Origin of the sequence: Bradyrhizobium embrapense (assembly GCF_001189235.2) — a bacterium.
GTDB classification, from domain to species: Bacteria; Pseudomonadota; Alphaproteobacteria; order Rhizobiales; family Xanthobacteraceae; genus Bradyrhizobium; species Bradyrhizobium embrapense.
In genome coordinates, this window is record NZ_LFIP02000004.1 from 182,291 (window position 1) to 206,386 (window position 24,096).

The 24,096-nt window shown below is 65.1% G+C and carries 25 protein-coding genes; 8 read left to right on the top strand and 17 right to left on the bottom strand.

The window, feature by feature from the left end; genetic code table 11:
- Window positions 1–249 precede the first annotated feature (249 nt).
- The 3 genes from AKN83_RS19685 to AKN83_RS19695 are packed head-to-tail and all read left to right on the top strand — an operon-like array spanning window position 250 to window position 3,178.
- Entirely contained in the window at window positions 250–1,272 is a 1,023-nt protein-coding gene (locus AKN83_RS19685) for a TRAP transporter substrate-binding protein (protein WP_050402486.1), read from the top strand.
- Window positions 1,269–1,823 (top strand): TRAP transporter small permease, encoded by a 555-nt coding sequence (locus AKN83_RS19690; RefSeq protein WP_172803582.1) that lies wholly within the window; start codon window positions 1,269–1,271, stop codon window positions 1,821–1,823. Before AKN83_RS19685 ends, AKN83_RS19690 begins: the two co-directional genes overlap by 4 nt.
- Complete coding sequence (locus AKN83_RS19695) at window positions 1,820–3,178, top strand: TRAP transporter large permease (protein ID WP_050402485.1); 1,359 nt, start codon at window positions 1,820–1,822, stop codon at window positions 3,176–3,178. The genes AKN83_RS19690 and AKN83_RS19695 overlap by 4 nt, the downstream gene beginning before the upstream one ends.
- Before the next feature lie 28 nt (window positions 3,179–3,206).
- Here AKN83_RS19695 and AKN83_RS39775 read toward each other — a convergent pair whose 3' ends face one another.
- Complete coding sequence (locus AKN83_RS39775; RefSeq protein WP_157113473.1) at window positions 3,207–3,344, bottom strand: hypothetical protein; 138 nt, start codon at window positions 3,342–3,344, stop codon at window positions 3,207–3,209.
- Between AKN83_RS39775 and AKN83_RS19700 the strand changes: the two genes are divergently transcribed.
- Window positions 3,343–3,633: a hypothetical protein gene (locus AKN83_RS19700; protein WP_063695435.1), complete on the top strand. Its 291-nt coding sequence runs from the start codon at window positions 3,343–3,345 to the stop codon at window positions 3,631–3,633. The two genes, AKN83_RS39775 and AKN83_RS19700, sit on opposite strands and share 2 nt — an antisense overlap.
- Here AKN83_RS19700 and AKN83_RS19705 read toward each other — a convergent pair.
- Complete coding sequence (locus tag AKN83_RS19705; protein ID WP_050402484.1) at window positions 3,630–4,478, bottom strand: SMP-30/gluconolactonase/LRE family protein; 849 nt, start codon at window positions 4,476–4,478, stop codon at window positions 3,630–3,632. The genes AKN83_RS19700 and AKN83_RS19705 overlap by 4 nt on opposite strands.
- A gap of 265 nt (window positions 4,479–4,743) precedes the next feature.
- Between AKN83_RS19705 and AKN83_RS19710 the strand changes: the two genes are divergently transcribed.
- Complete coding sequence (locus tag AKN83_RS19710; protein ID WP_050402483.1) at window positions 4,744–6,972, top strand: lytic transglycosylase domain-containing protein; 2,229 nt, start codon at window positions 4,744–4,746, stop codon at window positions 6,970–6,972.
- A gap of 198 nt (window positions 6,973–7,170) precedes the next feature.
- Here the strand turns inward: AKN83_RS19710 and AKN83_RS19715 are convergent, their stop codons facing one another.
- The 11 genes from AKN83_RS19715 to AKN83_RS19760 all read right to left on the bottom strand — a co-directional run bounded on the left by AKN83_RS19715 (window position 7,171) and on the right by AKN83_RS19760 (window position 16,752).
- Window positions 7,171–8,139: a tripartite tricarboxylate transporter substrate binding protein BugD gene (locus AKN83_RS19715; protein ID WP_050402482.1), complete on the bottom strand. Its 969-nt coding sequence runs from the start codon at window positions 8,137–8,139 to the stop codon at window positions 7,171–7,173.
- Between the two features lie 79 nt (window positions 8,140–8,218).
- Window positions 8,219–9,460: a threonine synthase gene (locus AKN83_RS19720; protein ID WP_050402481.1), complete on the bottom strand. Its 1,242-nt coding sequence runs from the start codon at window positions 9,458–9,460 to the stop codon at window positions 8,219–8,221.
- A gap of 192 nt (window positions 9,461–9,652) precedes the next feature.
- Window positions 9,653–11,074, bottom strand: a complete 1,422-nt coding sequence (gene lpdA, locus AKN83_RS19725; protein WP_050402480.1) for a dihydrolipoyl dehydrogenase — start codon at window positions 11,072–11,074, stop codon at window positions 9,653–9,655.
- Window positions 11,075–11,091: 17 nt separating this feature from the next.
- The gene (locus AKN83_RS19730) at window positions 11,092–11,334 is read right to left on the bottom strand and encodes a hypothetical protein (protein WP_050402479.1); all 243 of its coding nucleotides are present in this window, start codon (window positions 11,332–11,334) and stop codon (window positions 11,092–11,094) included.
- The gene (locus AKN83_RS40610) at window positions 11,335–11,511 is read right to left on the bottom strand and encodes a hypothetical protein (RefSeq protein WP_172803583.1); all 177 of its coding nucleotides are present in this window, start codon (window positions 11,509–11,511) and stop codon (window positions 11,335–11,337) included.
- A 12-nt stretch (window positions 11,512–11,523) separates the two neighbouring features.
- Window positions 11,524–12,906, bottom strand: coding sequence for a pyruvate dehydrogenase complex dihydrolipoamide acetyltransferase (locus tag AKN83_RS19735; RefSeq protein ID WP_050402478.1), 1,383 nt, complete (start codon window positions 12,904–12,906; stop codon window positions 11,524–11,526).
- A gap of 2 nt (window positions 12,907–12,908) precedes the next feature.
- Window positions 12,909–13,214, bottom strand: a complete 306-nt coding sequence (locus AKN83_RS19740; protein WP_050402477.1) for a DUF5076 domain-containing protein — start codon at window positions 13,212–13,214, stop codon at window positions 12,909–12,911.
- Window positions 13,215–13,219: 5 nt separating this feature from the next.
- Window positions 13,220–14,614 carry a pyruvate dehydrogenase complex E1 component subunit beta gene (locus AKN83_RS19745; RefSeq protein WP_050402476.1) on the bottom strand — a complete coding sequence of 465 codons (1,395 nt, stop codon included), beginning with the start codon at window positions 14,612–14,614 and terminating at the stop codon, window positions 13,220–13,222.
- Between the two features lie 44 nt (window positions 14,615–14,658).
- Window positions 14,659–15,678, bottom strand: a complete 1,020-nt coding sequence (gene pdhA / locus AKN83_RS19750) for a pyruvate dehydrogenase (acetyl-transferring) E1 component subunit alpha (RefSeq protein WP_050402475.1) — start codon at window positions 15,676–15,678, stop codon at window positions 14,659–14,661.
- A gap of 159 nt (window positions 15,679–15,837) precedes the next feature.
- Complete coding sequence (locus AKN83_RS19755) at window positions 15,838–16,155, bottom strand: FtsB family cell division protein (RefSeq protein WP_021079258.1); 318 nt, start codon at window positions 16,153–16,155, stop codon at window positions 15,838–15,840.
- Between the two features lie 45 nt (window positions 16,156–16,200).
- The gene (locus AKN83_RS19760) at window positions 16,201–16,752 is read right to left on the bottom strand and encodes an NADPH-dependent FMN reductase (RefSeq protein ID WP_050402474.1); all 552 of its coding nucleotides are present in this window, start codon (window positions 16,750–16,752) and stop codon (window positions 16,201–16,203) included.
- 283 nt (window positions 16,753–17,035) lie between these two features.
- Here AKN83_RS19760 and AKN83_RS19765 point away from each other — a divergent pair, with 283 nt between their 5' ends.
- Complete coding sequence (locus AKN83_RS19765) at window positions 17,036–18,151, top strand: D-alanine--D-alanine ligase family protein (protein ID WP_050402473.1); 1,116 nt, start codon at window positions 17,036–17,038, stop codon at window positions 18,149–18,151.
- 10 nt (window positions 18,152–18,161) lie between these two features.
- Here the strand turns inward: AKN83_RS19765 and AKN83_RS19770 are convergent, their stop codons facing one another.
- Complete coding sequence (locus AKN83_RS19770; RefSeq protein WP_050402472.1) at window positions 18,162–19,301, bottom strand: zinc-binding dehydrogenase; 1,140 nt, start codon at window positions 19,299–19,301, stop codon at window positions 18,162–18,164.
- Between the two features lie 49 nt (window positions 19,302–19,350).
- Window positions 19,351–20,634 carry a phosphopyruvate hydratase gene (gene eno / locus AKN83_RS19775; protein ID WP_050402471.1) on the bottom strand — a complete coding sequence of 428 codons (1,284 nt, stop codon included), beginning with the start codon at window positions 20,632–20,634 and terminating at the stop codon, window positions 19,351–19,353.
- A 122-nt stretch (window positions 20,635–20,756) separates the two neighbouring features.
- Here eno and queF point away from each other — a divergent pair, with 122 nt between their 5' ends.
- On the top strand, window positions 20,757–21,233 hold the full coding sequence (gene queF / locus AKN83_RS19780; RefSeq protein ID WP_050402469.1) for a preQ(1) synthase: 477 nt from the start codon (window positions 20,757–20,759) through the stop codon (window positions 21,231–21,233).
- A gap of 103 nt (window positions 21,234–21,336) precedes the next feature.
- Window positions 21,337–22,005: a hypothetical protein gene (locus AKN83_RS19785; RefSeq protein WP_157113474.1), complete on the top strand. Its 669-nt coding sequence runs from the start codon at window positions 21,337–21,339 to the stop codon at window positions 22,003–22,005.
- Between the two features lies 1 nt (window position 22,006).
- Here the strand turns inward: AKN83_RS19785 and AKN83_RS19790 are convergent, their stop codons facing one another.
- Together AKN83_RS19790 and kdsA are read right to left on the bottom strand one after the other, a co-directional pair.
- On the bottom strand, window positions 22,007–23,215 hold the full coding sequence (locus AKN83_RS19790) for an MFS transporter (protein ID WP_050402467.1): 1,209 nt from the start codon (window positions 23,213–23,215) through the stop codon (window positions 22,007–22,009).
- A 15-nt stretch (window positions 23,216–23,230) separates the two neighbouring features.
- Entirely contained in the window at window positions 23,231–24,094 is an 864-nt protein-coding gene (gene kdsA, locus AKN83_RS19795; protein WP_050402504.1) for a 3-deoxy-8-phosphooctulonate synthase, read from the bottom strand.
- Window positions 24,095–24,096 lie beyond the last annotated feature (2 nt).

Sequence of the window (24,096 nt, forward strand, 5' to 3'; positions counted from 1 at the left end):
CAAATTCTTGAAGCATGCCGGCGCGTACGCCCGTCGCTCATAGCCTGAGCTCCGAACCACGACGCTGCGTCGGCGCAGTGTGCGCCGCAGCAACGGCAGGGCCTAAATGACAAGACTTGCGACCGCCAGGGCCCGCACTAACAGGGCGCCTCGAACTATCAGACTAGAGAAGTTTCACGCGAAGACCGGCTAAGCTAAAGCATTGCGCCGGCCTAATAGCCACTCAAGAAGCTCTTCAGGGGAAGAACCATGCTCACACGCCGCCACGTCCTCGCTTCCGCCCTCGCCGCGCCCGCAGCCTTACGGATGGGCATCGGGACCGCGCATGCCGCGACCACGCTGAAGATCTCGCATCAGTTCCCCGGCGGTACGATCGACAAGGGCGACTTCCGCGACAGGCTGTGCCGGATGTTCGCGGCCGAGGTCGCCAAGCGCTCGGGCGGCGACCTCACCGCCGAGGTCTATCCGAACTCCTCGCTGATCAAGACCAACGCGCAGTTCTCGGCGATGCGCAAGGGCGCGCTCGATCTCAGCCTCTATCCGATGCCCTATGCCGGCGGCGAGTTGCCGGAGACCAACATCGGCCTGATGCCCGGCCTGGTCACAACCTACGACCAGGGCCTGCGCTGGAAGAAGGAGCCGGTCGGCAAGGCGCTCAGCGACTTCCTGGCCGACAAGGGCATTCTCTTGATCTCCTGGGTTTGGCAGGCCGGCGGCGTCGCCAGCCGCTCCAAGGCGATCGTGGCGCCCGAAGACGCCAAGGGCCTCAAGGTGCGCGGCGGCTCGCGCGAGATGGACATGGTGCTGCAGACTGCCGGCGCCGCCGTGCTGTCGGTGCCTTCAAACGAGATCTACGCCGCGATGCAGACCGGTGCCTGCGATGCCGGCATCACCTCCTCCACCAGCCTGATCTCGTTCCGTCTCGAGGAAGTCGCGAAGTCGCTGACCTCGGGTGCCGGCGCCTCCTACTGGTTCATGCTGGAGCCGCTGATGATGTCGAAGGCGATTTTCGACAAGCTGCCGAAGAACCAGCAGGACATCATCCTCGCTGTCGGCGCCGAGCTCGAGGCGTTCGGCCGCAAGGGCGCGCAGGACGACGATGCCGAAGTCGCCAAGGTCTATGAGAAGGCCGGCGCCAAGGTCAGCGCGCTCGATGCCGCCGTTGTCGGCAAGTGGCGCGACATCGCGCGCGACACCGCCTGGAAGGACTACGGCGCCAAGACTGCGACCGCGGCCAATCTGTTGAAGCTCGCAAGCGACGTCGCAGCATGATGCATGGTCCGGTCGCGGATCAGGCCGAAACCCCAGGCATCGCCGCGGGCAATACACCCGTGGCGCTGCTCGGGCGCGCGCTGTCCGTCTGCAACAAGGTCATTGTGGTGTTCGCCGCGCTCGCCTTGATCGCGGCCTGCGTGATCCTGAGTTACAGCGTGCTTGGCCGCGCCCTGTTCCACAGCCCCAACTACTGGCAGGACGAGGCGGCCGTGTTCCTGCTGGTCGGCGCCACCTTCATGACCTCGGCCTATGTGCAGAGCCAGCGCGGCCACGTCAGCATCGAGGCGTTCGTCGGCCTGCTCTCGACCCGCGTCAACGGCATCAGGCTGTGGCTGGTCGATGTCGCGAGCTTCGCGTTCTGCACCTTCTTCGCCTGGAAGTCGTGGACCCTGGCGCACGAGGCCTATGTCGACGGCCAGGTGTCCAATTCGATGTGGTCGCCGCCGCTCGCGATTCCTTATGGGCTGATGGCGCTCGGCATGACGCTGCTCTGCATCCAGCTCCTTTTGCAGATCCTCATTCCGCTGACCGGTGGCCCGCGCCGATGACCGTGTTTGGTATTGGCATCTCCTATGGGCTTGCCACCCTGTTTGCGATGTTCTCCGGCATGCCGATCGCATTCGCGCTGGGTGCGGTCGCGGTCGTCTTCATGGCGATCTACATGCCGGCGGCCTCGCTCGATACGGTGACGCAGAACGTCTACGAGGAGATGGCCTCGATTACGCTGCTGTCGATCCCGCTGTTCATCCTGAAGGGGGCGGCGATCGGCAAATCGCGCGCCGGCCAAGATCTCTACTCGGCGCTGCATGCCTGGCTGCACCGCGTGCCCGGCGGCCTCGGCGTCGCCAACGTGTTCGCCTGCGCGCTGTTCGCGGCGATGGCCGGCTCCTCGCCCGCGACCTGCTCGGCGATCGGTTCGGCCGGCATCCCGGAGATGCGCAAGCGCGGTTATTCCGGCGGCTTCGCCGCGGGGATCATCGCCGCCGGCGGCACGCTCGGCATCCTGCTGCCGCCCTCGATCACGATGATTCTGTTCGCGGTCGCAGCCGAGAAATCGCTCGGCCGGCTGTTCCTCGCCGGCATCGGTCCCGGGCTGCTGCTGGTGTCGCTGTTCGGCCTCTACGCCGTGTTCCGCTTCCGCAAGGAATACGCGATGGCCAAGGCCGCCTATGAGGCGACCGGCAAGGACGCCGCGATCCTGCAGCGCGACGAGTTCACGATGGCCGAGCGCTTCAGCGCGCTGCCGCGCGTGATCCCGTTCGTGCTGCTCTTGACCGGCGTGATGATCGCGCTCTACGGCGGCTACGCCACGCCGTCGGAAACCGCAGGCCTCGGCGGCCTGCTGGCGCTCGGGCTGATCGCCGTGATCTACAGCGTGTGGAAGCCTAGCGATCTGTCGCCGATCCTGAAATCGACCATCCGCGAGTCGACCATGCTGATGCTGATCATCGGCATGTCGCTGCTCTATTCCTACGTGATGAGCTATCTGCACATCTCGCAGTCGGCGGCGGAGGCGATCGTCGCGATGCACCTGCCGCGCTGGGAGTTGCTGTTTGCGATCCTGGTGATGGTGATCGTGCTCGGCTTCTTCTTGCCGCCGGTCTCGATCATACTGATGACCGCGCCGATCATCCTGCCGCCGTTGCGCGCAGCCGAGTTCGACATCATCTGGTTCGGCGTCGTCATGACCATCGTGATGGAGATGGGCCTGATCCACCCGCCGGTCGGCCTCAACATCTTCGTCATCCGCAACGTCGCGCCCGACATCCCCTTGAGCGAGGTGATCTGGGGCACGCTGCCCTTCGTGCTGCTGATGATGTTCGCCGTACTGATGCTGTGCTTCTTCCCGGAGATCTCGACCTGGCTGCCGAACCTGGTGATGGGGCCGGACGGCGGTCGCTAAACCTGCCTCGCGGGGAAGCAGCTTAGGGTCAGGCGGCCTCCTGCTCCCGTTCCGCCAATGCCTTCTCGATCCGGCGGATCAGCGACGCGGTCGGCCGTCCCTCGCGCTGCAACCGGCGGAGCTCATTCCAGAGCCTGATAATTTCGCGGTCTCGCTCGGCGTCCATGGCGGCATTCTCCAGGAGCACCGAATATGAACGAAACAAGAACAAAATTCAAGACCCCACGATGCGGACGCTGCCGCGGGAACCAGATCGGCGTGGCGCGCTTGCCCCTTTCATGAAGATGGCCAAGGCAATTCGCAAACAGGCCCAGACCGCGGAGCGGGTCGCATCGGCGACGGCCGACGCATTTGTCGCCAACCAGATGCGCTCCCTCGCGCACGCCTTCAGGAGCCAGGCCGAGATCCTGAAGAAGAAAGAGAAGAAAAAGAAGAAAAAGTCCCGCTCCGGCTAGGGATAGCCGTCGCCCGGCGTAGCGACCTCGACCCCGTCGATCCGCGACGCCGATTGGCCCTTCCGCAGCTCCTCGTACGACGTCTCCGCGCTCAGGCAGAACAGCGTCCTGCGGTCCGCGCCGCCGAGTGCACAGGCGAGCGCGCGGCGGCCGGGGACCGCGATCCGCGCACGCTCCACACCATTGCGATCGATCCGGACAAACGCGTCTTCGGTGAACGACGCGACCCAGACTGCACCATCGGCATCGAGGCAGATGCCGTCGGGTTCATTGACGCGCCCGAACCGCCGGCGAAGGCTGAGGCCGCCGTCCGGCGCGATGTCGTAATCGGCAAGACCCGCACCATCCATTTCCGCCACGACGAGCCGGCGGTGATCGGAGGAAACGGCAATGCCGTTCGGGAAGCGCAAGCCGTCGGCGACGACGCGGGCGCTGCCGTCGGGCATCACGAGGATGATGCGGCCAACCGCGCCGCGGCCTTCCGGCGGGGGCAGATTGAAGCCGAGATCGCCTACATAGGCGCGCCCCTGCCCGTCGACGATCATGTCGTCGATCGTGCCGGTCGCAACCGCGGAGAGATCGGAATACAGCGACAGCGTGCCGCCGGAAAATCGCAGCAACCGCTTTCTGAACATCGTCAGCACGACGATGTCGCCATCGGGCAGCACGCCGAGACCGCACGGCGTGTCGTCGCTCACCGCCGCATGCTCGTGGCGTTCACCTGACGGGCTGATGCTGAGCAGCGTCCGCGCCATGCAGTCGACGAACCAGAGCCGCCCGCGATGCCAGCGCGGGCCCTCGAAATAGCGGCCGCCATCCAGGATGGTTTTGAGTTGATCGGACATGAGGGCGCCCCGCCGCACGTTTCAACGAGGATATATATCGCCGCCGGGACCGGTCAAACGGGAGCCTCAGCCCGCCCAAAATGCCCGCAAAATCCTCGGTTCCCGCGGGTTCCACCGGCCGTATTCCATATTTCGCCGCGTTTTCCCTGTTGAGTTGCGCCAGCATTAACACTCGAGAATCGAGGGTAGTGATAACCTGCGGCGGTTGTGCCGCCGTATGACGCGTTCTGTTTGTGCCTCGTGGTTTCTCAGGGGGGACCAGGGAATGAACCGGTGCCTACGTCCGCTGGCGTGTTTCGCCACCGCCGCCGCGCTTGCGCTGCTTCCCGTTCAGGCAGTTGCTAAACCACATCACCAGCACCAGGCCAAAAGCGGCGACGGCGACAAGAAGGCGCATGGCACCAAGGCCGGCACGAAGTCTGCGCGCGAAAACGCCTCCGGCAAGCGCCGGCATGCCCGACACGGCGCCGACAAGCGCAAATCCGCGAAAGCCAAATCCGCTCCGTCCAAATCCGCTGAGGCCGCGAAGGCGCCCACTCCGGAGAAACCCGCCGGGCCGCAATTGTCGGGCGATCTCGCCGCGGTCAGGGACGCGATCGCCGCGGCGCGCCGGGGCAAGACCAACGACGCCACCGATATTCAAGCAAAGATCTCTGATCCCGTCGGGAGGAAGCTCGTCGAGTGGTATCTGCTGCGCCATTCCGAGTCGAATGCGCCATTCAGCCGCTATGCGGCATTCGTCACGGCCAACCCGGATTGGCCAAGTGTCACCCTGCTCCGCAAGCGGGCGGAAGCGCGGATCTGGCAGGAGCGCAGCGACCCGGCCACGGTGCACGGCTTCACGCTCGATCAGCCGATCAGCGCCAAAGGCAAGTTCGCCCTCGCCCGCACGCTACTCGCTGAAGGCGATCGCGATGGCGCGGCGCGGCTGGTGCGCGAAGCCTGGCGCTCGGAAGAATTGCTGGACCGAACCGAGAGTGACGCCTACGACGCATTCAAGGATCTGTTGACGCGCGACGATCATCGCGCGCGCATGGACAAGCGGATCGGCGCCAAGGATCTCGCCGGCGCCAGGCGCGCGGCACAGCACCTCGGCAGCGACGAGCTGGCCATCGTGAAGGCTTGTGGCGCGGTCCGCGGGCAATCCAGCAAGGCGGAAGATGCGCTCAACGACGTGCCGGCGGATGCCCGCAGCGACCTCGGCTACACGCTGTGCCGCATCCAGTGGCTGCTCGCGAAAAACCGGATCGACGATGCGGCGCGCGTGACGATTGTGGCGGCGCCCGAGACGATGGCGCAGCAGGACACTGATCAATGGTGGCGCGAGCGCCGCATCCTCTCCCGCAAGCTGCTCGACCAGGGGGAGTATCAGGCGGCCTATGACGTCATCCGCGGCGCAGTGCCGCCGGACAATCCCTATTACCGCTCCGACATGCACTTCATGCGCGGCTGGATCGCACTGCGCTATCTCGACGATGCCAGGACCGCGGCGGCGCATTTCGCCCACATCGACGAAGGCCAGACCAACCCGACCGTGCTGGCGCGCGCCGGCTATTGGCGCGGCCGCGCCGCCGAGGCACTCGGCAACACTGTCGCGATGCGGGCCGACTACCAGGCCGCCGCGCGCTACCCGACCGCCTATTACGGGCAGCTCGCGCTCGCCAGGCTCGGCCGTGACGGGATCGAGCTGCGCGCCCCCACGCCGGCGGCCAGCGCCGGCAGCATGGCGGCCGACGAGCGCGTGCGTGCCGCCGACATGCTCTATGCGATCGGCGAGCCCGACATCGTGCTTTATTTCGCTGCCGACCTCGCCGAGGAAAGCGCAGATGTCGGGATGCTCGAGGCGCTCGGCGAGCTCACCGGCCGCCATAACGATGCCCGCGCCATGCTGCAGATCGGCAAGATTGCGCTCGCGCGGGGCTTTGCGTTCGACCATTACGCCTTCCCCGTCATCGGGATTCCCAAGCACACCCCGATCGCCCCCGATATCGGGCGCAGCATGACCTACTCGATCGCGCGCACCGAAAGCGCGTTCGACCAGCGCGACAAGTCGGCGGCCAATGCCGTCGGCCTGATGCAGGTGACGCCCGAGGCCGGCCGCGATACCGCCAAGCGTTTCGGCGTCGGCTATGACTGGAGCCGGATGGTTTCCGATCCGGTCTACAACACCCAGATGGGGGCTGCCGAACTGAGCGCGCTGCTGGCGGAATATCGCGGCTGCCACATCATGACGTTTGCCGGCTACAACGCCGGCCGCGGCCGCGTCCGCGACTGGATCAAGGCCTATGGCGACCCGCGCGATCCCAAGGTCGATCCGGTCGACTGGGTGGAGCGGATTCCGATCTCGGAGACGCGCAACTACGTGCAGCGCGTGATGGAGAATTTCGCCGTCTATCAGGCGCGGTTCGAGGACGCCGGCACGGCGCTGGCGGCCAAGAACGGTGAGCGCGTCGTGACCCAGGAGAGCAATGCGGCTCCGGCGACCTCACAGTAGATCGTCGGGCGGGTTAGCCGCAGGCGTAACCCGCCGTTTGCGTGTGCGGCCCAAATGGCGGGTTGCGCTTCGCCAGCCCGCCCTGCAGCACTAAAGCGCGATGAGATTGAGTTGAATCGTCATCGCGCTTTAGCCCCTTGCCTAAGCATGATCTTTTCGGAAAACCGCTTCACACTTTTCCGGATCACGCTCTAGCGTTCACTCCACCTTCACATTCGCGGCCTTGATCATCGGCCACCATTTTGCGATCTCCGCCTTCTGCCAGGCGCCGAGTGCGTCCGGCTTGAGCTGGTCCTTTGGCGGCATCTGCAAGCCGAGATTTTCAAGCTGCTTCTTCACGGCCGGATCGTTCATCGCCTGGATCGCCGCGATGTTGAGCTTGTCCACGATCTCCTTCGGCGTGCCCTTCGGCACCCATAGGCCCGACCACAGCGTCATGTGGAAGCCGGGCAGGCCGGCCTCGTCGACAGTCGGAACCTCAGGCGCGTTCGCGACCCGCCTGGAATCGGTGACCGCATAAGCGCGAATGTTGCCGGCGCGGACCTGATTGATCGAGTTCGAGGTCTGGTCGACGATGATATCGATCTGGCCGGCGACCAGGTCGTTCAGCGCCGGCCCGGTGCCCCGATAGGGCACGTATTGCAGCTTGATGCCGGAGACGTTCTCGAAATACAGCCCGGCGATGTGGCTGCCGCTGCCGGCGCCGGCGGTGCCCGCGGTCGGCGGCGCCGGCCGCGACTTCAGCCACTCGAGCAGCTCCTTCAGCGACTTCGCCGGCACGGCGTTCTTGCTGACGATGATCATTGGATTGCTCGGCAGCAGCACCACCGGCTCGAGATCATCGACGAGATCGTAGCCGAGCTTGTAGATCGCGCCGTTCGCGACATGGGTGCCGAGATGACCGAACGAGACGGTATAGCCGTCAGGGGCCGCGCGAACCGCACGGCCGACGCCGAGCGAGCCGCCCGCGCCGGTCACGTTCTCGATCAGAACCACTTCGCCGAGCGACTGCTTCATGCGCTCGGCGAGGATGCGCGCCATCGCATCCGACGGACCGCCGGCGGCGAACGGCACGACGATGGTGATCGGGTGCGCGGGCCACGTTTCAGCCGAAACGCTCCCCGTGAACGCCAACATCGCCAGCACGGCCAGAACGAGCTTCCGCATCACGCGCTCCCCTCAATCTTCCTTGTCGTATCATTTTTGAAGGGCCACCTTTCGACAAGATGGCCCTTCGGATGAGGCGTCAAAACTGCGAGAAGTCGATCGGCTTGTGCCTGTCGAGCGCGCGGGTCACCGGCGGAAGCGGGTATTTCAGACCGCTGGCGCAATTGAACAGCATCACGCGGTCGGCCTTGGTGACACGGCCGTCGGCCAGGCTCTGCTTGTAGGCCGCATAGGTCGCAGCCCCCTCGGGGCACAACAGCAGCCCCTCCTCGCGCGCGACCTCGTTGAGGGCTGAGGTAATCTTGTCGTCATCGACCGCGATCGCAAATCCCCTGCTCTCGCGCACCGCGCGCAAGATGAGAAAGTCGCCGACCGCCTGCGGCACGCGGATGCCGGAGGCGATGGTGTGAGCATCCTCCCAGCGCGCGGCATGCTCGGTGCCGGCCTCATAGGCGCGCACCATCGGCGCACAGCCGGAGGCCTGCACCGCGACCATCCGCGGCCGCTTCGAACCGATGAAGCCGATCTTCTCCAGCTCGTCGAACGCCTTCCACATGCCGATCAGGCCGGTGCCGCCGCCGGTCGGATAGAAGATCACATCGGGCACGTCCCAGCCGAGCTGCTCGGCGAGTTCGAGGCCCATCGTCTTCTTGCCCTCGATCCGGTACGGCTCCTTCAGGGTCGAGGTATCGAACCAGCCGACTTTTGCTTTTCCCTCGCCGACGATCTTGCCGCAGTCGTCGATGTAGCCGTTGACGCGATAGACGGTCGCGCCCTGCAGTTCGATTTCGCTGACATTCACTTCCGGCGTATCCGCAGGGCAGAAGATCGTGGTCTTGATGCCGCAGGAGGTCGCGTAGGCCGCGAGCGCCGCGCCGGCATTGCCGTTGGTCGGCATCGCCATGTGCTTGATGCCGAGCGCCTTGCCCATCGACACCGCCATCACGAGGCCGCGCGCCTTGAACGAGCCGGTCGGCAACCGCCCCTCGTCCTTGACGATGATCTCGCCGCCGCCAAGCTTGGCGCCGAGCTTCGGCAGCCGGATCAGCGGCGTCGTGACCTCGCCGAGACTGACGATGTCCTTGCACTTGCGCACCGGCAACAGCTCGCGGTAGCGCCACAAATCGGCCGGGCGCTCGGCCAGCGCGTCCCTGGTCAGCGCCTTCTTCACCCCGGCGAGATCGTAGCGCACCAACAGCGGCTTGCCGGCCTTCGAGAGGTTGTGCACCTGATCGGCCGCATAATGATCGCCCTCCATCGCGCATTCGAGATGGGTCACGAAGGTCGGGCGTTCGATGGTGAGGTTGTCGTTGTCTTTCACGAGATTCGCTCTTTCTTGTTCTTGGATTCACTCATATCAGGCCTGTCACCCTGAGGTGGTCGCTTCCTAGCGGCCCTCGAAGGGCGACGAGCCCTGCTGCTTATCTCGGCCGTGCATCCTTCGAGGCTCGCTCCGCTCGCACCTCAGGATGACAGGACTGCTACGGGCACGCGGCCTTCTGCGCTCCAAACGTCAGATATTCAGCACCCGCCCGTAGGCGTCGAGCACCGCTTCCTTCATCATCTCCGACAGGGTCGGATGCGGGAACACGGTGTGCATCAGCTCCTCTTCCGTTGTTTCTAGATTCATCGCCACCACGTATCCCTGGATCAGCTCGGTGACCTCGGCGCCGATCATGTGCGCGCCGAGCAGCTGGCCGGTTTTCTTGTCGAACACCACCTTCACGAGGCCCTGGTCCTCGCCGAGCGCGATCGCCTTGCCGTTGCCGACGAACGGGAAGCGGCCGACGCGGATCTCGCGGCCGCCTTCCTTGGCCTTGGCTTCGGTGAGGCCGACGGAGGCGACCTGCGGGTTGCAGTAGGTGCAGCCCGGGATCAGCAGCTTGTCCATCGGATGCGGATGGAGGCCCTTGATCGCCTCGATGCAGATCACGCCTTCATGCTCGGCCTTGTGCGCAAGCATCGGCGGTCCCGCGACGTCGCCGATGGCGTAGATGCCGGGGACGTTGGTCTTGCCGAGACCGTCGATCACGATGCAGCCGCGGTCGGTTTTGACGCCGAGCTTCTCCAGCCCGAGATTCTCGATATTGCCGACCACGCCGACCGCCGAGATCACGCGCTCGAACTCCTTGGCCTGCGGCTGGCCCTTGCCGTCGTCGATGGTCGCGACCACGCTGTCGGCCTTCTTCTCCAGCTTGGTCACCTTGGTCGAGGACATGATCTTGATGCCCATCTTCTCGAACCGTTTTCGCGCGAGACCGGCTATCTCGGCGTCCTCGACGGGCAGGATCTGCGGCAGCACCTCGACCACGGTGACCTCGGAGCCCATGGTGTGGAAGAACGAGGCGAACTCGATGCCGATCGCTCCAGAGCCGACCACCAGCAGCGATTTCGGCATCCGCTCCGGCACCATCGCCTCGAAATAGGTCCAGATCAGCTTCTTGTCGGGCTCGAGCCCGGGCAGCACACGCGGCCGCGCGCCGGTCGCGATGATGATATGCTTGGCTTGGTAGGTGCCCTCGCCGCTCGCGCCCTTCGGCGCCTCGACCGCCGACTTCTTCACCGTGACCTTGCCGGGCGCGTCGATCGTGGCATCGCCCCAGATCACGGTGACCTTGTTCTTCTTCATCAGGAAGCCGACGCCGTCGTTGAGCCGCTTCGAGACCCCGCGCGAGCGCTGCACCACCGCCTTCGGATCGAACGAGACGTTGTCGGCCGACAGCCCGTAATCCTTGGCGTGCTGCATGTAGTGATAGATTTCGGCGGAGCGCAGCAGCGCCTTGGTCGGGATGCAGCCCCAATTCAGGCAGATGCCGCCAAGATAGGATTTTTCGACGATCGCGGTCTTGAAGCCGAGCTGCGCGGCGCGGATCGCGGTCACGTACCCGCCGGGGCCGGAGCCGATGATGATGACGTCAAAGGATGTGTCGGCCATGGCGGCTCCCGTTCAACTCAATGTGTGGCGCCGCGCCCGCGGCTTCTTGCGATCAACGACCTGACCAGCCATTCGAGCCCGAACGCCAGGACCATGATGGCCAGGGCGGTCGGCACGATCGGCTGGGCGATGTTCCGCGCCAGCTGTTCGCCGGCGAAGAACGCGGAGTGCAGGAGATCCAACCCGACCGGATTGAACAGCAGTACGGCCGACAGCAGCAGCGAGACCCAGGGCCAGCGCGTGCGAGCCGAGCCGACCATTCATCGGTACTCCTGCCATACCGCACCGAGGAACACGGTCCACGCCAGCGCCAGCACGCCTGCGCCGATCATCATCAAGCGGAACTGGAACGTCGATATCAGGTCGCGGTTGACCGCGACGAGCAACGCGAGGGCGATAGCTGCGAGCAGAACGTACGGACCTGACATCGCGTACATGGCGGATGCCCGTCACACCATCATCATCACGGGGTTTTCGATCAGCTGCCTGAAGGCGCCGATCAGCTCGGCGCCGAGCGCGCCGTCGATCGCGCGATGATCGCACGACAGGGTGACACTCATCATGTTGGCGATCTCGATCTTGCCGCCACGCACCACAGGACGCTCCTCCGAGGTACCGACCGCGAGGATCGAAGCATGCGGCGGGTTGATCACCGCGGTGAAGTGGTTGATGCCGTACATGCCGAGGTTCGACACCGCGGTGGTGCCGCCCTGGTATTCTTCCGGCTTCAGCTTGCGGGCACGGGCGCGCGCGGCAAAATCCTTCATCTCGTTGGAGATGGTCGAGAGCGTCTTGGTCTCGGCCTTGCGGATGATCGGCGTGATCAGGCCGCCCGGCATCGCCACGGCGACGCCGACGTCGGAATGCTTGTGCTTGAGCATGCCGCCTTCGGTCCAGCTGACGTTGCAGTTCGGGATCTTCTGCAGCGCGACCGCCATCGCCTTGATGACGAAGTCGTTGACCGAGATCTTGTAGAGCGGCTTCTTCTCCTTGTCCTTCGGCGCGGCCGCGTTGATCTCCTCGCGCGCGGCGAGCAGCTTGCCGATGTCGCAGTCGATCGTCAGATAGAAGTGCGGAACGTTCTGCACCGAGGCGGTGAGACGCTGTGCGATGGTGCGGCGCATGCCGTCATGCGGCACGACTTCATAGGAGCCCGGCTCGAACAGCGCCAGGATCTGCTTGTCGGACATCCCGGGCGCAACCGCGCCCTGGGGTGCGATGCTCGGCCCCGCGGCAGCCGGCGCAGCCGCCGGCGCCTTCAGGCCCTTGCCGGACTTGGCGTCGTCGACGTCGCGGGCGATGACGCGGCCGTGCGGACCGGTGCCGGTGATGCGTCCGAGATCGATGCCGGCTTCCTTTGCGAGGCGCCGTGCCAACGGTGAAGAGAACACACGGGCGTGGCCATTGGCCTGCGCGGCCGGTGCCGCGGCCTGCTGCGCCGCTGCGGGGGCAATAGCCGGCTTGGGCGCCGGCGCAGCCGCCGGTGCTGGAGCCGCAGCGGGGGTGGCGGCAGCGGGCTTCGGGGCCTCGGCGGGCTTGGCCGCGGGTGCAGCGCCGGCTCCGGCGCTGGCCGCCGCCTTCACATCCTCGCCGTCGCCGGCCATCACGGCGATGACGTCGTTGACCGGCACGTCCTGGGTGCCTTCGGGCACCAGGATCCTGGCGATCGTGCCTTCGTCGACCGCCTCGACTTCCATCGTTGCCTTGTCGGTCTCGATCTCCGCGATCACGTCGCCGGACTTGACCTTGTCGCCCTCTTTCTTGAGCCACTTGGCGAGATTGCCCTTTTCCATCGTCGGCGACAGCGCGGGCATGAGAATATTGATCGGCATTGTCAGTGACCTTGTTGCGACCGCGGTTTGGTTTGGCCCATGTCGGTCGGCCGGGCGATTTCGGCTTCGAACATCTCGACGATGCGCGCGAGCGCCTCGTCTTCAGTGAACTCGCTTTCGCGCGAATAGGCGCGCGCAGCGTGGCGGGCGATGTCGACGAGCATCAGCCCCCACATGTCCGGCTCCTCGAAGGCGCGCTGGAACGCGATCGACAGGCCGCCGTCGACGACGAAGGCGCGCAGCACCTCGATGGCGTCGTCGCGGCCCATCACGTCAGGCGGCAGTGGCTGCTCCTTGGGACCGGCCATCGGCGTTACCGGTAGGACACGGCCTTGGCGGCCGCGACCACCTCGGCGACGGAGGGCAGAGCGAGCTTTTCGAGATTGGCCGCGTAAGGCATCGGCACGTCCTTGCCTGAGACGCGCGCGACCGGCGCGTCGAGATAATCGAAAGCGTGCTCCATGATGCGCGCGGCGACCTCGGAGCCGACGCCGCTCTGCTGCCATCCCTCCTCCACCGTGACTGCACGGCCGGTCTTCTTTACCGAGTTGATGATCGTCTCGGTGTCCATCGGACGGATGGTGCGCAGATCAATCACTTCGGCCTCGATGCCTTCCTTGGCGAGTTCATCGGCGGCCTTCAGCGCATAGGACATGCCCATCGCCCAGGACACGATGGTGACGTCCTTGCCGGCGCGGGCAATGCGGGCCTTGCCGATCGGAATTACGAAATCGGGCAGCTTCGGCACCTCGCCGGTGTGGCCGTACAGCATCTCGTTCTCGAGGAAGACCACAGGATTAGGATCGCGGATCGCGGCCTTGAGCAGGCCCTTGTAGTCGGCGGCCGAGTACGGCGCGATCACCTTGAGGCCCGGGATCTGCGAGTACCAGGCCGCGTAGTCCTGGCTGTGCTGGGCGGCGACGCGCGCGGCGGCGCCGTTCGGGCCGCGGAACACGATCGAGCAGCCCATCTGGCCGCCGGACATGTACAGCGTCTTGGCGGCGGAGTTGATGATCTGGTCGATCGCCTGCATCGCGAAGTTCCAGGTCATGAACTCGACGATCGGCTTCAGCCCGGCCATCGCCGCGCCGACGCCGACGCCGGCAAAGCCGTGCTCGGTGATCGGAGTGTCGATCACGCGCCGGGCGCCAAACTCCTGCAACAGGCCCTGCGTCACCTTGTAGGCGCCCTGATACTCGGCGACCTCTTCGCCCATGATGAAGACGTCGCCGTCGCGCCGCATTTCCTCGGCCATCGCATCGCGCAGGGCCTCGCGAATGGTCTGCGTGACCATCTCGGTCCCCGCCGGAATTTCCGGATCGGGCAATGCTTCGCTGACCGGCGCGGCCGGCGTCTTCGCCGCGGGCTGTGGCGCTTCCGCTTTGGCTTCCTCAGCAGGAGCATCCGCGGCCTTCGGCTGCGGCGCCGGTGCGGCCGGCGCCTCGGCGAGGTCGGCGGCGCTTTCGCCGTCGGCCAGGATGGTGGCGATCGGCGTGTTCACCGCGACGTCGGCGGTGCCTTCCGGAATCAGGATCTTGCCGAGCGTGCCCTCGTCGGTCGCCTCGACCTCCATCGTCGCCTTGTCGGTCTCGATCTCGGCGATGACGTCACCGGACTTGATGGTCTCGCCTTCCTTTTTCAGCCATTTGGCGAGGTTGCCCTTCTCCATGGTGGGCGACAGCGCAGGCATCAGCACTTGAATGGGCATATCAGCTCCCGAAATCGGTCTTGAGATTCTTCTGCGCGGGTGGGTCAGCGGTAGACGTCGGTGTAGAGCTCGGACGGATCCGGCTCGGGATCGTGCTGCGCGAAATCGGCGGCTTCGTTGACGATCTCGCGCACCTCGGCGTCGATCGCCTTCAGGTCCTGCTCGCTCACGCCCGTCGCCAACAGACGGTTGCGCACCTGCTCGATCGGGTCCTGGTCGTGGCGGACCTTCTCGACCTCCTCGCGCGTCCGATACTTCGCCGGATCCGACATCGAGTGGCCGCGATAGCGGTAGGTCTGCATCTCCAGGATGATCGGACCGTTGCCGCCGCGGCACCATGCCGTGGCCTCATCGGCCGCGGCCTTGACTGCGCGCACGTCCATCCCGTCGACCTGCTTGCCGGGAATGTTGAAGGACACGCCGCGCTTGGAGAAGTCCTGCTGCGCCGAGGCGCGCGACACCGCGGTGCCCATCGCATAGCGATTGTTCTCGATGACGTAGATCACCGGCAGCTTCCACAGCTCCGCCATGTTGAAGCTTTCGTAGACCTGACCCTGGTTGGCCGCGCCGTCGCCGAAATAGGTCACGCTGACGTTGTCGTTGCCCCGATAGCGATTGGCGAACGCAAGGCCGGTGCCGAGCGACACCTGCGCGCCCACGATTCCGTGACCGCCGTAGAAGTGCTTCTCCTTGCTGAACATGTGCATGGAGCCGCCCTTGCCGCGGGAATAGCCGCCGCGGCGTCCGGTCAGTTCCGCCATCACGCCCTTGGCTTCCATGTCGCACGCCAGCATGTGGCCGTGGTCACGGTAGCCCGTTATGACTTCGTCGCCCGGCTTCAACGCCATCTGCATGCCGACCACGACCGCTTCCTGGCCGATATAGAGATGGCAGAAGCCGCCGATCGCACCCATGCCGTAGAGCTGACCGGCCTTCTCCTCGAAGCGCCGGATCAGGAGCATGTCGCGCAGTGCCTTGAGCTCCTGCTCCTTGCTGAATTCGGCGGGAGAGCCAGCCTTCTCCTGCCCTGATTCCTTTGCGGCGGTTTTCTTGGGTGTGGCCATGGCAATTCCGGGTGAGAGAAGTCGGAGAACCCTCTCTAACCCAACTCAAATCGCCTTGGAAGGATTGCGTTCGCCCGGTGGAATTTTGCTATGCCGCACTGCAGCGCGGCGCGACACTTTTGTGATAGTGCGCGAACGTTTTTGAAATTTGCGAACGCCTCAGTTCGACTTGTTGATCCGAACCAGATCGCGCGGGTTGGCGTAGTCGAGCTGGAAGCGCGCACGCTCGTCCAGCATGTCGGGATCGACCCGATCCGACCGCAGCAGCGACACCCGCTGCTCGCCCTCGGCCCGCTCCTTCTTCAGCCGCGCCAACTCCGAGGTCAGCGCGATAATTTCCTGATCGAGCTCCTGCCGCGCGTTCAGACCATATTTGCCGGTGTAGGCGTTGACGCCGAAATAGCCGACCATCAGCGCTGCCAGCGTGTAGAGGGCGAGCCCGGTCAGAATCGATTTGAGGCGCGTGCGGGAAACCATGGCCGCGAAGATGCGGCCATGGGGTTAAGGAACGCTAAATTTGGATCAGCCGTTCTGCTTCGCGACGAAGGCCGCGAAGGCATCGAGGTACTGCTGCAACACGGTCCTGAGCGACTCCTTGGTCAGTTCGCCCTTTTCGTCGAAGGCATCGCCGATGCCATTGAGATAGGTTTCCGGCTGACCGAGGATCGGGCCGGAAATACCCGGCAGGATGTTCTGCAGGTGCTTCGCCGCGCTGACACCGCCCAGCGGGCCCGGCGAGTTGGAGATGATGCCGACCGGCTTGCCGATGAACGAGCTCTTGCCGTACGGCCGCGAGGCGACGTCGATCGCATTCTTCAGCACGCCCGGGATCGAGCGGTTGTATTCGGGGGTGACGAACAGCACGCCGTTCGACTTCTGCAGCTTCTCGCGGAAGGCGAGCCAGTCCGCCGGCGGCGCCGCCTCGAGGTCCTGGTTGAAGAAGGAAATGCCCTCGAGGGTCGTCACATCGAGCTTCAGCGAGGCCGGTGCGAGCTTGGCCAGCGCATTGGCGATCTTGAGCGAGAAGCTCTGCTTGCGGATGCTGCCGACGATGGCGACGATGTTATAGGCCATTGCAAAAATCCCCTCGGGTTGCGCGTAACACTGGTGCACTCCACTACCGGCATGCCAAGAAAGATGCAAGTGCATGGATCACTCAATTCCGGAAACGCAGCGTTCGCGAGTCTTGGACGAACGGCCCTGAGGCTGCGCCGCGCAAGCGCCGGCATTTCGCCGCCGGACAACGTCATTCCGCCGGCAAGCTGCGTCCGGAGCAACCGGCGGCAAATTGTCGACACGTTCCTCGAAACATAATGTACCGATTCCACGCAGCGTCTAGCCGACCGGAGAGCAGCTGATGGCAGAGCGCAAGATCCGGGTTGCAATTCTGTTCGGCGGGCGATCGGCCGAACATGACGTCTCGCGGGCGTCGGCGGCCAACGTGCTTCGTTCACTCGACCCGGATCGCTATGACGCCACGGCGATCGGCATCACCCGCGACGGCCGCTGGGTCGTCACCGACGCGGGAAACGGCGCCGGCACCCGGAGCGGCGTACTAACCATTCCGGACCAGGCGCCGCAACTCGCTTTGCTGCCGGGCGGACAGGGCCGCGTCGTGGTGCTCCAGGGACCGGCGGCGGGGCCTGCGGAATTGCCGGCGTTCGACGTCGTCTTCCCGGTGCTGCATGGACCGAATGGTGAGGACGGCACGGTGCAGGGTGCGCTGGAATTGTCCGACGTCGCCTATGTCGGCTCGCGCGTGATGGGCTCGGCGGCGGGCATGGACAAGGACGTCGCCAAGCGTCTGATGCGGGAGGCGGGATTGCCGATCGTCCCCTTTGTCGCGATGTCGGCCGCGGCGCCCATCGGCTATGACGACGCGGTCAGCGCCCTCGGGTCGCAGGAGGTCTTCGTCAAGCCTGCCAACATGGGATCGTCGGTCGGCGTCTCGAAAGCGCGCACCGCGGAGGAGTTCGAGGCCGGCTGCAGACTGGCATTCCGCTTCGACAGCAAGATCCTGATCGAGCGCGGTGTCGCGCCGATCCGCGAGGTCGAGTGCTCCGTGCTCGAGGATGCCGCGGGCAGCATTCGCGCCTCCCAGCTTGGCGAGATCGTTCCGTCCGACAGGCACGGCTTCTATTCTTACGACGCCAAGTATCTCGATGCGGATGGCGCGCTGCTACAGGTGCCGGCCAACGTGCCGGCTGCCGTCGCCGAAACCATCAGGGAGCTAGCGATCAAGACGTTCGCCGTGCTCGGCTGCGAAGGCATGGCGCGGATCGACTTCTTCCTGCACGGCGAGCAGGCGTTCGTGAACGAGGCGAACACCCTGCCCGGTTTCACCAACATCAGCATGTATCCGCGGCTGTGGGAAGCCAGCGGCCTGCCGCAGTCCGAATTGATGGATGTCTTGATCGGCCACGCCCTGGAGCGCCACAAGCGCTCCAGGAAGCTGGCATTCGAGCGCGAGTAACGAGGGCGCGTTACGCGCCCTTGTTCGGATTGATCAGGAATTTCTCCCCGGTGGCGCGCTTGCCGTAGACCGCGATGTTGTCGAGCTGCAGGGCCTCCTGCAGCGACACCACCTTGGTGTAGTGGCTGGCGAACGTCGTCTTCAACTCGGCGACCACGCGCTGGCGCAGCTTGTTGCCAGCCTCCGGACCGATCTTCATCAGGAACGGAAACAGCAGCCAGCCGCCGATGCCCCAGGCCATGCCGAAGCCGCGCGGGAGCTCGATCTCGCGGGTATCGAGGCTGCCATAGACGTAGACCTGCTTGTGCACGTTCGAGCCGTAGCGGCTGTAGACCTTGGCGGACTTGTTGATCGCGGTCTCCATGGCGACCAGAATCTGGCCCGCGAGCTTGCCGCCGCCGATCGCATCGAAAGCGATGGTCGCGCCGGTTTCGACCAGCGCGCTGGTGAGCTTGTCCATGAAATCCGGCGCGCTGGAATCGACGACATGCGTGGCGCCGATCTTGTGTAGGATCTCGGCCTGCTCCTTGTTGCGCACGATGTTGACGAGGCCGATGCCGTCCTTGAGGCAGATCCTGTTGAGCATCTGGCCGAGATTGGACGCCGCCGCCGTGTGCACCAGTGCCTTGTGCCCCTCGCGCCGCATCGTCTCGGTCATGCCGAGCGCGGTCAGCGGGTTGACGAAGCAGGATGCGCCTTCCGCCGGCGTGGTGCCGTCGGGCAGCGGCAGGCATTCGTTGACGCGCAGGGTGCGATACTGCGCATACATCGCACCGCCGATCATCGCGACCGTCTTGCCCATCAGCGCCTTCGCCGCGTCCGACGAGCCGGTCCTGATCACGACGCCGGCGCCTTCATTGCCGACCGGCATCGACTCGTCGAGCCGCGCGGCAAGGCCAGGCAATGCCGCCTCCGGCACGCGCGCGGTCACTACAGGCAATTCCTTGCTGCCGGAGACCTTTGCCGCCGCCATGTTGGCCGGGCCGATCAGGAGCCCGAGGTCGGATGGATTGATCGGGGTCGCCTCGACCCGGACCACGACCTCGTCGGGACCGGGCTCGGGGGTCGGGACATTGACCAGCGATATCTCCAGTTCGCCATCCTTCTTGAGCAGCGAACGCAGCTGCAGACCGCTCTTGCCGTCACTCATCCCGACCTCCCTTTTTTGCGTCTTGTTCAGTTCCCGATCAGTTGGGGCGCTAGCCCAGCGCCTTCAAGGCCGCCCTGCCCGCGTATTTCGCCTGCGTGCCGAGCTGCTGCTCGATGCGCAGCAGCTGGTTGTACTTGGCGGTGCGGTCGGAGCGCGCCAGCGAGCCGGTCTTGATCTGCCCGCAATTGGTGGCGACCGCGAGATCGGCGATCGTGGAATCCTCGGTTTCGCCGGAGCGATGCGACATCACGGCGGTATAGCCGGCCTTGTAGGCCATCTCGATCGCCGCAAGCGTCTCGGTCAGCGTGCCGATCTGGTTGACCTTGACCAGGATCGAATTGCCGCGGCCGTTCTTGATGCCGTCGGCAAGCCGCGTGACGTTGGTGACGAACAGATCGTCGCCGACCAGCTGGCACTTGTTGCCGATCGCATCCGTCAATTCCTTCCAGCCGTCCATGTCGTCTTCCGACATGCCGTCCTCGATGGTGACGATCGGATAGCGGCCGACGAGATCGGCGAGATACTTCACCTGCTCCGAACGCGAGCGGGTCTTGTTCTCGCCGCCATAGACGTAGGCGCCGTCCTTGAAGAATTCGGTGGAGGCACAGTCGAGGCCGAGCACGACGTCGTCGCCCGCCTTGTAGCCGGCCTTGCCGATCGCGTTCATGACGAATTCGAGCGCCGCATCGGCGGACGGCAGGTTCGGCGCGAAGCCGCCCTCGTCGCCGACATTGGTGTTGTGGCCGGCCTTCTTCAGCTCGCCGCGCAGCGTGTGGAAGATTTCCGAACCGCAGCGCAGCGCTTCGGCGAACGAGGTGGCGCCGACCGGCAGGATCATGAATTCCTGGAAGTCGATCGGATTGTCGGCATGCACGCCGCCATTGATGATGTTCATCATCGGCACCGGCAGCGTCCGCGCCGAGGTGCCGCCGACATAACGATACAGCGGCATGTCGAAGGATTCGGCGGCGGCCTTGGCGCAGGCCAGCGAGACGCCGAGGATGGCGTTGGCCCCGAGCCGGCTCTTGTTCGGCGTGCCGTCGAGATCGATCATGATCTGGTCGATCGCGACCTGCTCCTCGACGGCCTGGTCGCTGAGCGCCTCGAAGATCTCGCCGTTGATGGCGGCGACCGCCTTCTGCACGCCCTTGCCGAGATAACGCGACTTGTCGCCATCGCGCAGTTCGACCGCCTCATGCGCGCCGGTGGAGGCGCCCGACGGCACCGCCGCGCGACCGATTGACCCATCCTCCAGCACCACATCGACCTCGACGGTGGGATTGCCGCGGCTATCAAGGATTTCGCGGCCGATGATGTCGACGATGTCAGTCATGAGAGCCTCTTATGGCAGTGAGGGGGTCGGATGGCGGTGCTTCTAGCGCAATGCATCGAGGGGGAAAAGGCCGGGTGACGAGCCCCCCGGCATTGGCTATGAGAGCGCCACGGAGACCCCCAATGGCGAAGAAATCCAGCAAATCAACGACCTCCCCCGGCCTGCAACTCGGCCGTGCGGTGGAATGGCCCGATGCGCCCGAGAAGGCGAAGCTCGACCGCGTGCCCAACCCGCAGGCTGGTACCGATTATCTGGTCCGTTTCACGGTGCCGGAATTCACCTCGATCTGCCCGGTGACGGGCCAACCGGATTTCGCGCATCTGGTGATCGACTATGTGCCGGGCCGCTGGCTCCTGGAATCCAAATCGCTGAAACTGTTCGCTGCGAGCTTCCGCAACCACGGCGCTTTCCATGAGGATTGCACGGTCATGATCGGCCGGCGGATCTCAGACGAGATCAAGCCGAAATGGCTCCGCATCGGCGGCTACTGGTATCCGCGCGGCGGCATCCCGATCGACGTGTTCTTCCAGACCGGCCGGCTGCCGAAGGGCATCTGGGTTCCGGACCAAGGTGTCGCGTCGTATCGCGGGCGGGGTTAGACGTTCGCGGTAAGCACACAAATCAAAATCTGACCTTTACCCTCGCTTCAAGCCTGCTTTGCTAGGGTCGTGTGCACCTTCTCATACAACCCGCAGGCCACACGTGAATGACAGTTCCAACTCGGCTAACTTCAACGCCCGTCAACTTCGCTTTTGGCTAGCGACCCTTTCGCCGGGCGATCTGTCCGTCAATGAAGGGGCGGCGGCGCGCCCCGGAAGCGTCATGATCACCGGAGTCGGAAGTCCCAATGACGCGTTGTGGTCGCAGATGGAAGGTGCAGGTTGGGCAAACCGGATCACGGTCGATGATCCGTCCATGGCTAACGTGGCAAGCACCTTCGCTTTCACCGAGGCGGGCGCGCGCGCCGTGACGAAGGCTCTCGCTGAACTCGTCTCCTGGAATGCGCAGATCATGGCGCTATTCAACGGCTTCGACTCGTCGGAGCACGTGCAGCAGCTCTGCGGCGTCTTCAGCCGGTTGACCCTTCGAACGGCGGCGCAACTCGCCATCGCGCAAAAATCGACGCCCGCAACCGAGGACGGTCTAGCTCGGCAGCGCGACTGCATCCTCGCTCTGGACGAGATCAGTAAGGGCGTTCGTATGGCGGGACAGTACATCATCGAGGCCCTTGCGCTTGGTCCCGACATCGACGTTGGCCGGGTCCGCTTGGAGCGCTCCGCCGCGGCCCTGCACTATGCTGAGCAATGTCTGACGGAAAGGGCGACCGAGGTCCTTGCTGTGCAGTCCGGCCGTTCCTTGCCGCCCTCCTGAGCTACGCCTCGACGTCCGGCCGCGCGGCAGCATCCGCGGGCCGCGTCTGCTTCAAAAATCTCGCGCAGATAAATCCGAGCACCACCATCACGGCGGCGGCTGAGACGAGCGTCGTGGTCTTGCCGGCGTGTTGCAGCCCAAAACCATAGGCGATCGGGCCGACGGTCTGGCCCATGAAGAAGAAGAACGAGTGCAGCGACAACGCGGTGGCACGCGCTTCGACCGACAGCTCGCTGGCGAACACCTGCAGGCAGCCGTGGATCATGTAGAAGCCGAGGCCCATCACCAGAAGGCTCGCCATCTGCAGCTTCCAGTGCAGCCCGAAGGCGGCGCCGGCGAGTTGCATGCCGACCAGCGTTGCGCCGATGATCATCATGCCCTTGACGCCGATCCACGGCAGCAGCCGCGAGACCGTCAGCGTGTAGAGCAATCCGCCGATTGCAAAGCCCGCGATCACGATGCCGGCGATCGACAGCGAGGTCTCGCCGAGTTCGAACAGGAACGAGGCGATGAAGGGAAACAGCCCGAGCACGCAGCAGCCTTCGATGAAGACCGCCGAATAGCAGATGCGCGCGTTCGGATTGGTGAAGATGGTGCGATAGCCGTGGCGCAGCGCCTTCAGGCTGGTGCGCGGCGGACGGTTCAGCGCGGCGCCGCGGAAGCCGGCGGCAACCGCAAGTGCGACGACGATCACGAGGCCGCCGAGCACCGCGAGCACGCCGCGCCAGCCGAGGAAATCGCCGATCAGGCCGGAGGCCGTGGCTCCGAGCAGATTGCCGGTCATCGAGCCGGCCAGCGTCCGTCCGATCGCGAGCTGCCGCTTGTCGGGGCCGACGAGATCGCTGGTCAGCGAGAGCGCAACCGGAAACACGCCGCCGGAGCCGATGCCGGCGAGGATGCGGGTCACGAACAGCATCGGAAACGAGGTCGAGAGCGCGCCGAGGATGCTGGCGACCCCGAGCAGTCCGAGGCAGATCGTCATCAGACGCGCCTTGCCGAACAGATCGGCGGCGGCGCCGATCGCCGGCTGGATGATTGCGAAGGTGAAGGCGAATACCGCGGCAAAGCTCGCCGCGGTCGCGATGCTGACACCGAAATCCTCGGCGACATGCGGCAGTACCGGATCGAGCGCGCGCACCGACAGGCTCGCCGCGAATGTCGCCAGCGTGATGACGTTGAGAACCGGCGGCATGCCGCTCTTTGCGGTCATGTCGTCGTCACCCTGTCAGGCTGCGGTCTTGGCGAGCGCGTCGAACTGCATCAGGCGCTTGACGAGGGCTTCGAAGTCGCGGAGCGGCACCATGTTCGGACCGTCCGACGGCGCGTGGTCCGGATCGGGATGAGTTTCGATGAACACGCCGGCGACGCCGACCGCGACCGCGGCGCGCGCCAGCACCGGCACGAATTCGCGCTCGCCGCCGGACGAAGTCCCCTTGCCGCCCGGCTGCTGTACCGAATGGGTGGCGTCGAAGATCACGGGCGCGCCTGTCGTGCGCGCCAGGATCGGCAGCGCGCGCATGTCCGACACCAGCGTGTTGTAGCCGAACGATGCGCCGCGCTCGGTGACCAGCACATTGGCGTTGCCGGCGCCGGTGATCTTGCTGACTACATTGGCCATGTCCCACGGTGCCAGGAACTGGCCCTTCTTGACGTTGACGACCTTGCCGGTCGCCGCCGCCGCCAGCAGGAGATCGGTCTGCCGGCACAGGAAGGCCGGGATCTGCAGCACGTCGACCGCCTGTGCCGCTTCCGCGCACTGGTCCGGTTCATGGACGTCGGTCAGCACCGGCAGCCCGAGCGACGAGCGGATCTCGGCGAAGATCGGGAGTGCCTGCTTCAGCCCGATGCCGCGCGCGGCCGACGCGCTGGTGCGGTTCGCCTTGTCGAACGAGGTCTTGTACACCAGACCGATCTTGAGCCTCCCCGCGATCTCCTTCAGCGCGGAGGCCACCTCAAGCGCGTGCGCGCGGCTTTCGAGCTGGCAGGGACCTGCGATGATCGAGATGGGCAAGGCGTTGCCGAATTTGGCCGGTCCGACCGTAACGATCGGCGCGGCTTGCGCGGAAACCTGATTGGTCAAAATGTGCATCC